Raw genomic sequence first — 6,519 nt, 5'->3', positions numbered from 1 at the left:
GATAGGGCTTTAAGCTTACAGATATATGGGACAGTGAGGTCTGATCTCAATGTCCCATATCACTTTCAAGGCATCTGATATATTACCGCAAACAATAAAAATAAGGGGTTCCTGACATTATCTCTTCCGCAATTTATCAGCAATAAATTTCAAGATACTTGCAAGGAACTAAAACTAGAACACGAAAGAATACCATTTAAGACTCCAAATAAAAATGCCCATATTGAGGCTTTTCATAGACTATTAGAAGATGAATGTTTGTCAAGGTCCGAATTTAATAGTTACGCTGAGGCTTATGAAGCAGTATCTGAATATATTAAATTCTACAATAAAACTAGAATCCATAGCTCACTAGGATATATTTCACCAACAGAATTTTATTATAAAACCTTAGAAGGTACAGCAAAATCACTAGTAGTAAAACTTTGATATTTTGCCCTCAAATAACTACACATTAATATTTAGCTGAAATCAAGGGCCCGCCTTAGCGGGGCGTAGCCTTTACCCTTGATGAAGGTAAATATTAATGTAAAATCAGACAAGGCCAAAATAAAATACTATGATATTGAAAGTATTAGTGAGTTTTTGTCCAAAATTAAGGGGTCAATCCGTATTCGAGACATTTTTTTCACCCCTTCACTACTAATACACATATGAACCATGTTTGGTCAATTAATAATATGAAATTCTCAAAAATATTTAATTACCATGTATTTATCTTGGTTATTCCCTTAATTAAGTTCATAAAAAAAGACTCCTTATTATTTTAGGTTCTATAATAAATGTTGGGGTGGAAAATAATTTACCCTAACATTTATTTTTTCTAAAAATAAAATGCACTCGTGAAATAAACCTGCTAAAATGTTAATTGGTTAAAAAAACATACAAAGGAGGTTTATTCACAAGTGCAATCTAATTTTATCACACAATTATTAGATTTAAAAGGGGTTAAAGTAACTAAAATATCGCATGAGGATTCTTTCGTTAAAATCTACATTACAACTGATCCAAAAGAGCATATTTGCCCTGCTTGTGGTGCTAAACTAAAAAAATTCATGACTACAGAGAACAGACAATTAAGGATTTACCTTTTCAATTTAAACATACCTATCTTGTACTTCGAAAAAGAAGGTATACTTGCTCTTGTGGAAAGAGGTTTTATGAGTCTTATGACTTTCTACCTCGTTATCATCGCATGACTAACCGTTTAGCATTTTTTATTTGCCAAGAGCTTACCAAGCTAACTAGTCTAACTTCTGTAGCTAAAGTGGCCAACGTCTCTGTTTCTACTGTTATTCGTATCTTTAATCATATTAATTATGGTATTCCTACACTACCTAAGGTTCTCTGTATTGATGAATTTAAGGGTAATGCAGAGACTGGAAAGTATCAATGTATTCTTGTTGATGGCGAAAAGAACAAAGTTTTAGATATTATTCCTGATAGATGTCAAAGTGATCTTGTGAGTTATTTCAAGCGATTTTCTCGTGAGGAAAGAAATAAGGTTAAATTCTTTGTATGTGATATGTGGCAACCTTACGTTGATTTAGCTAAAGTATTTTTCCCTAAAGCCATAATTATTATTGATAAATACCACTTTATTAGGCATGTAACTTGGGCTATTGAAAATGTGAGAAAACGCATACAGAAATCTATGACTACTACTCTTAGAAAATACTATAAACGGAGTAGAAAACTGATTTTAACCCGCTATCACAAACTTAAGGATGAGAACAAAGAAGCCGTTGATTTAATGCTTTTATATAATGATGACCTACGTATTGCCCATAAACTTAAAGAATGGTTTTATGAAATCTGCCAAAGCGATAAATATTCCTACCAATGTATGGAATTAGCTAAGTGGATTCAAAATGCAGAAAGCTCTGGAATACCAGAGTTTGAGAAGTGTGCAGCTACATATAGAAGATGGTATAAGGAAATCAAAAATGCTTTTAAATACGGTTATACTAATGGTCCAACTGAAGGTTTTAATAATAAGATCAAGGTATTAAAGCGGATATCTTTTGGACTTAAGAACTTTCATAGGTTACGTAATAGGATTCTTCACTGTACTAGGTAAACATCTTAAAAGTGAATACCTGTAAAAAGCCTACATTTTAGCTAGGTTTATTAAGTGCACCCTAAAACATGTATATCTCTATCCATCTCATTCATAACACAAAATTAGGGCTAAAAATAGTAATGGAGCGGGATTGATAAAAATCCCACCCCAAATATTGACAAAGAGCCGCAAAAAAATAAGAGCACTATATATAAAATATGACCACAGCAAACTAACCGTGGTCTATCATCCATTTCAAAAATTGCTATATTCTAAATATATTTTAACTTTTTATTAGCCTGCTAATCTCTTCAGCCCCGCAAAAAACTTTATCTATTCCAAGCAATTTAAAAGCCTCAATATTATCAGGATTATTAACACATGCAATGGTCTTCTTATCACTATAAATAGTTTTAACAGTTTCGCAAATAACAAAATTACATTCATCTGATCCTGTAACAGCCACAATTACATCAGCTTTCCCTATACCAGCCTCTTTTAATGTTTGTAAATCACTTCCATCTCCTAAAATTACATTAACATTCATATTTTCTACTATTGTATCACACACTTTTTTATCCTTATCTATAAGAGTAACCTTATGATTATCTTTTATTAATTTTTTTAGAAGATTATATCCTAATTTTCCTCCACCAACAACTATTAACCTCATATCAATTTCTCCTTAATTCATGCCAGGAATTTTTCCAACTAATTTATGGAGATATAATACTTTTAAAAATTTCAGTTTCTATTTGTAACAAACTAATTATTGAAATATCAAATTTATCATAAATTGAAACCTTATTAATATCATTAACCATTGCAACAACTTTAGGTACATTGAACATTTTCTTAGCCATCAATGCCACCATTATATTTACATTATCATCTTGTGTTATAGCAAGTAAAATATCAGCATCCTCAATCCCTGCTTCCTTTAACCTGTGACAATCAATTTCCATTCCAGGTATTCTCCTTATTTTTCTATTAATAAGATGATTATAATTCATATAATTCCTTTTATCCATATCCCTATCAAATATACAAATATCATTGCCATTTTTTTCCAATGAATGACTTAAACTGTCTGTTAACATTTTTGAACCAATTATAATAATATACATAAAGCCTTACTCCCTTTCTCTAGGCTTTTAAATCAATCTTCTATTAGAAAACCTTCAAATCTCTTTACATCAAGCCTTTTCCCTACAACTACTATCTTATCATTTTCATTTAAAACAAGTTCTGGCGTAATATCAATAGTTGCCTTCCCATCGTGTTCCAATGCTATAATATTTAATTTGTATTTCTTACGCAAATCAGCTTCTAAAACAGTTTTGCCTGCAATTTTAGAAGTCAATTTTAATTCCGATACAACTATATCGTTTCTTAACTCTATTGATTCTAAAATACTTGAAGAGATAAGCTTGTTGGCAAGTTTAATGGCCATATCATGTTCTGGGTATATTACTTCTGCTCCTAATTTTTCTAATATTTGCCCATGTTCATAACTTGTAGCTTTAGATATTACTCTTGGCACACCCATGTTTATTACATTTAAAGTTGTCAAAATACTTACATCAATGGATTCACCAATACATACAATTACAGTATGACAATTTTGAATACCAGCTTCCTCTAAAGTTTCTCTATTCAATGATTTTACTACAAATGCATTATCTGTATAATTTCTTATAGCCTTTATCTTGCTCTCATTACCATCTAAAACTAATACTTCTTTCCCCGCATCAGCTAAAGCTTTTGCTAAAGCAAAACCAAATCTACCTAATCCTATGACCCCAAATTCTATAACAAGTTTATTCTTAAACATAATTAACTCTCCCCTTTAGTTTTCAAATTATCCACCTATCAACTCTAACCTATAGCAATATATTCTTCAGAATAAGTGATGTTATTGGTCTTCTGCTTAAATGCCCATATTGATAATATAGTTAAAGGTCCAACTCTACCTACATACATAGTTACTATAATTATTAATCTGCTAAGTGGTCCCAAATGTGTAGTAATACCCGTAGACAAACCTACTGTACCTAAAGCAGATATTACTTCAAATAACAATTGCATAAAAGTAAACTGTGGTTCTAAAATATTTAAAATCAATGTATTAGTAACAACAATAGTAAGTGCTAACAGGAAAATAACAAATGATTTACATATAATATCAGTTGAAATTCTTCTTTTAAACGCAGTACAGTGTTTATCACAGCTTAGAGCAATGGCTCCTTTGAATAGAGTAAAGGCAGTAGTTGTCTTAATACCTCCTCCAGTTGATCCAGGTGAAGCTCCTATAAACATAAGAATAATCAATATAAACAGAGTTGCGCTAGCCAACTGATTTATATTGAAAGTGCTGAATCCAGCAGTTCTAGCACTAGTACTCATAAAATAAGCCTGTAACCAGGTAATATTTTCTTCTGTTAGTTTTATCAATACAGTACCTGTTAATAATAAGGTTATAGTCATAACAATTACAATTTTTGAATGCAAACTTAATTTCTTAAAAGATCTTTTATTCATTATATCATTTATTACAAAAAATCCTAATCCGCCAAAGATAATCAATCCAGTTGTGGTCAAGTTCAAGAGTATTTCATCACTATATTCTGTTAAACTTCTAAATCCTCCTAAAATATCCAATCCAGCATTATTAAAAGAAGAAATAGCATGAAATATACTTATCCATATAGCCTTGGGTGTTAAAAAATCTTTAGAAAAAGTAATAAAGCTTAAAATTGCACCTATACTTTCAAATATCAATGTATTAGTAAGAAGTGCTTTAACAAGTTTAATAATTCCTTTAACAGAACCTACATTTAAAGCTTCTTTTAACACTAGACGTTCCTTAAACCCAACTGTTTTCCTAGCAAGTAAGATAAAACCTACACCTATTGATGCAAATCCAAGTCCTCCAGCTTGTATTAATATTGCTACTATTAGTTGACCAAAAAAATTAAAACTATCTGCTATATCTATGGTAACTAAACCAGTTACACAAACAGCACTTGTAGCAGTAAACAAGGAATCAATAAAAGATATATCTACTCCTTCATTATGAGTTATAGGAAGATATAAAAGAATAGTTCCAGTTAATATTAAAAAAACAAATCCCAATGCAATGATCAAAGTGGGACTCATTCTCTTTTTTTTAAACAAAATATCACCCCTAATAAGAAACCCTTTACTTTTGTGTTGTGTATGGTTTATGGATATTCCACATTATGATTACTTATTCTATCACAGAATATATAAATTTTGTATAAAGATTGCATCATAAGTATTAATATTGTGTTAATATGTAAATAAGTTAACTATATATTTTGTAATTTTCCAATCATTTAATCATCAATCTTAAAATATAAAAACAACGAGGTAGTAAAGATGAAAAAGAATTTACTTTCAAAAATAACCATCAACAAAATACTTTATGGGCTGGCCATTGTTCTCACTTTAAATTTTGGTACAACAATATTACTTCTACTACTGCAAAAATTAGGATTTACAGAAGTAAACATAGTAGTCATATACATTTTATCCGTACTAATAACAGCCCGTTATACAAGAGGATATAGTTATGGAATAATGGCTTCCTTTTTGTCCATGCTATCATTTAATTTCTTCTTCACAGACCCTTTGTATACTTTTAAAGTCAATGAAAGTACAAATATCATCACCTTAGTCGTTATGCTTTTATCTTCAATATTTACAAGTGCTCTTGCTAGTAAGCTAATCCGATCAAAAGAATTAGCAAACAAAAGGGAAAAGCAGTCTCATATTCTTTATAAGATAACAAGTTCTTTAGCTAAAACAAGTGAAATACCAGTTCAAAAACATATAAATGTTGTTTCCCCTCAACTACCTTATCATTTATATTAAGAATAAAACTACCAGTTTCTTTAAGTACCCTTTTAAACTCAATTGCTTTTGGTAAAAACCATTCTACATAATCATCTGGATGAATTCTTGATTCATCAGTTCCATAAAAACGCTGGTCAGCATACGGAGGAGATGTAACAATTAAATCTATGGAATTTTCCGGAAACTCCTTGAGTACATCTTCGCATTTTCCTGTAATAAAACTATTAATAAACCGTTCCAATTTTTGTCCCTCCATATTAACGCTTTACTGCTTGTTAGCTTATCAGCATACACAACTTAATTATATTTCTATTTCTAACTTTTTTCAAGCTAATCCTACTAAAAATCATAACTTACAAAAGTCTTTACTGATATCTTACAAAATTCCCAAAGCAATGGCTTTATGGAAAAGGTGTTAACTGTAACTAAATACTATAGAAATTACATCTATTCTATTTCCTCAACCTCCGAAAAAATTGCCGTTTATCTAATCTGGTAACTCAACTATTAATTTTCTGGACGGTTGATATGTTCCCTCAAGCAACCAAAATAAGGGTTTCCTGACATTGCCACATCCG

Annotated in this window: 7 protein-coding genes and 2 pseudogenes; 4 read left to right on the top strand and 5 right to left on the bottom strand. The window is 30.5% G+C overall.

All coding sequences use genetic code 11. The annotated features are described in order from the left end of the window. Window positions 1–81 precede the first annotated feature (81 nt). The 3 genes and pseudogenes from BLV68_RS16055 to BLV68_RS15060 all read left to right on the top strand — a co-directional run. The gene (locus BLV68_RS16055) at window positions 82–429 is read left to right on the top strand and encodes an integrase core domain-containing protein (RefSeq protein ID WP_093755238.1); all 348 of its coding nucleotides are present in this window, start codon (window positions 82–84) and stop codon (window positions 427–429) included. Between the two features lie 622 nt (window positions 430–1,051). Then, a pseudogene (locus tag BLV68_RS16420) lies at window positions 1,052–1,099 on the top strand (hypothetical protein); the annotation flags it as partial. Window positions 1,100–1,105: 6 nt separating this feature from the next. Then, a pseudogene (locus BLV68_RS15060) lies at window positions 1,106–2,080 on the top strand (ISL3 family transposase); the annotation flags it as partial. A 265-nt stretch (window positions 2,081–2,345) separates the two neighbouring features. Here the strand turns inward: BLV68_RS15060 and BLV68_RS15055 are convergent. From BLV68_RS15055 to BLV68_RS15040, 4 genes are read right to left on the bottom strand one after another with little or no spacing between them, the layout of a single operon-like run. Further along, window positions 2,346–2,735 (bottom strand): potassium channel family protein, encoded by a 390-nt coding sequence (locus tag BLV68_RS15055; protein WP_093755236.1) that lies wholly within the window; start codon window positions 2,733–2,735, stop codon window positions 2,346–2,348. Window positions 2,736–2,778: 43 nt separating this feature from the next. Continuing rightward, window positions 2,779–3,189, bottom strand: a complete 411-nt coding sequence (locus BLV68_RS15050) for an NAD-binding protein (RefSeq protein WP_093755234.1) — start codon at window positions 3,187–3,189, stop codon at window positions 2,779–2,781. Window positions 3,190–3,221: 32 nt separating this feature from the next. After that, window positions 3,222–3,896 (bottom strand): potassium channel family protein, encoded by a 675-nt coding sequence (locus BLV68_RS15045; protein WP_093755232.1) that lies wholly within the window; start codon window positions 3,894–3,896, stop codon window positions 3,222–3,224. Window positions 3,897–3,940: 44 nt separating this feature from the next. Then, complete coding sequence (locus tag BLV68_RS15040) at window positions 3,941–5,239, bottom strand: TrkH family potassium uptake protein (protein ID WP_093755230.1); 1,299 nt, start codon at window positions 5,237–5,239, stop codon at window positions 3,941–3,943. Between the two features lie 225 nt (window positions 5,240–5,464). Between BLV68_RS15040 and BLV68_RS16400 the strand changes: the two genes are divergently transcribed. Beyond that, window positions 5,465–5,959, top strand: coding sequence for a DUF4118 domain-containing protein (locus BLV68_RS16400; RefSeq protein ID WP_093755228.1), 495 nt, complete (start codon window positions 5,465–5,467; stop codon window positions 5,957–5,959). On the opposite strand, the gene BLV68_RS15030 is transcribed toward BLV68_RS16400, so the two are convergent. Next, complete coding sequence (locus BLV68_RS15030; protein WP_200773821.1) at window positions 5,886–6,182, bottom strand: DNA methyltransferase; 297 nt, start codon at window positions 6,180–6,182, stop codon at window positions 5,886–5,888. The two genes, BLV68_RS16400 and BLV68_RS15030, sit on opposite strands and share 74 nt — an antisense overlap. Window positions 6,183–6,519 lie beyond the last annotated feature (337 nt).

It is taken from the genome of Tepidimicrobium xylanilyticum (genome assembly GCF_900106765.1).
In the GTDB taxonomy this organism is placed as follows: Bacteria; Bacillota; Clostridia; order Tissierellales; family Tepidimicrobiaceae; genus Tepidimicrobium; species Tepidimicrobium xylanilyticum.
This window is presented reverse-complemented; position numbering and strand designations above follow the sequence as displayed.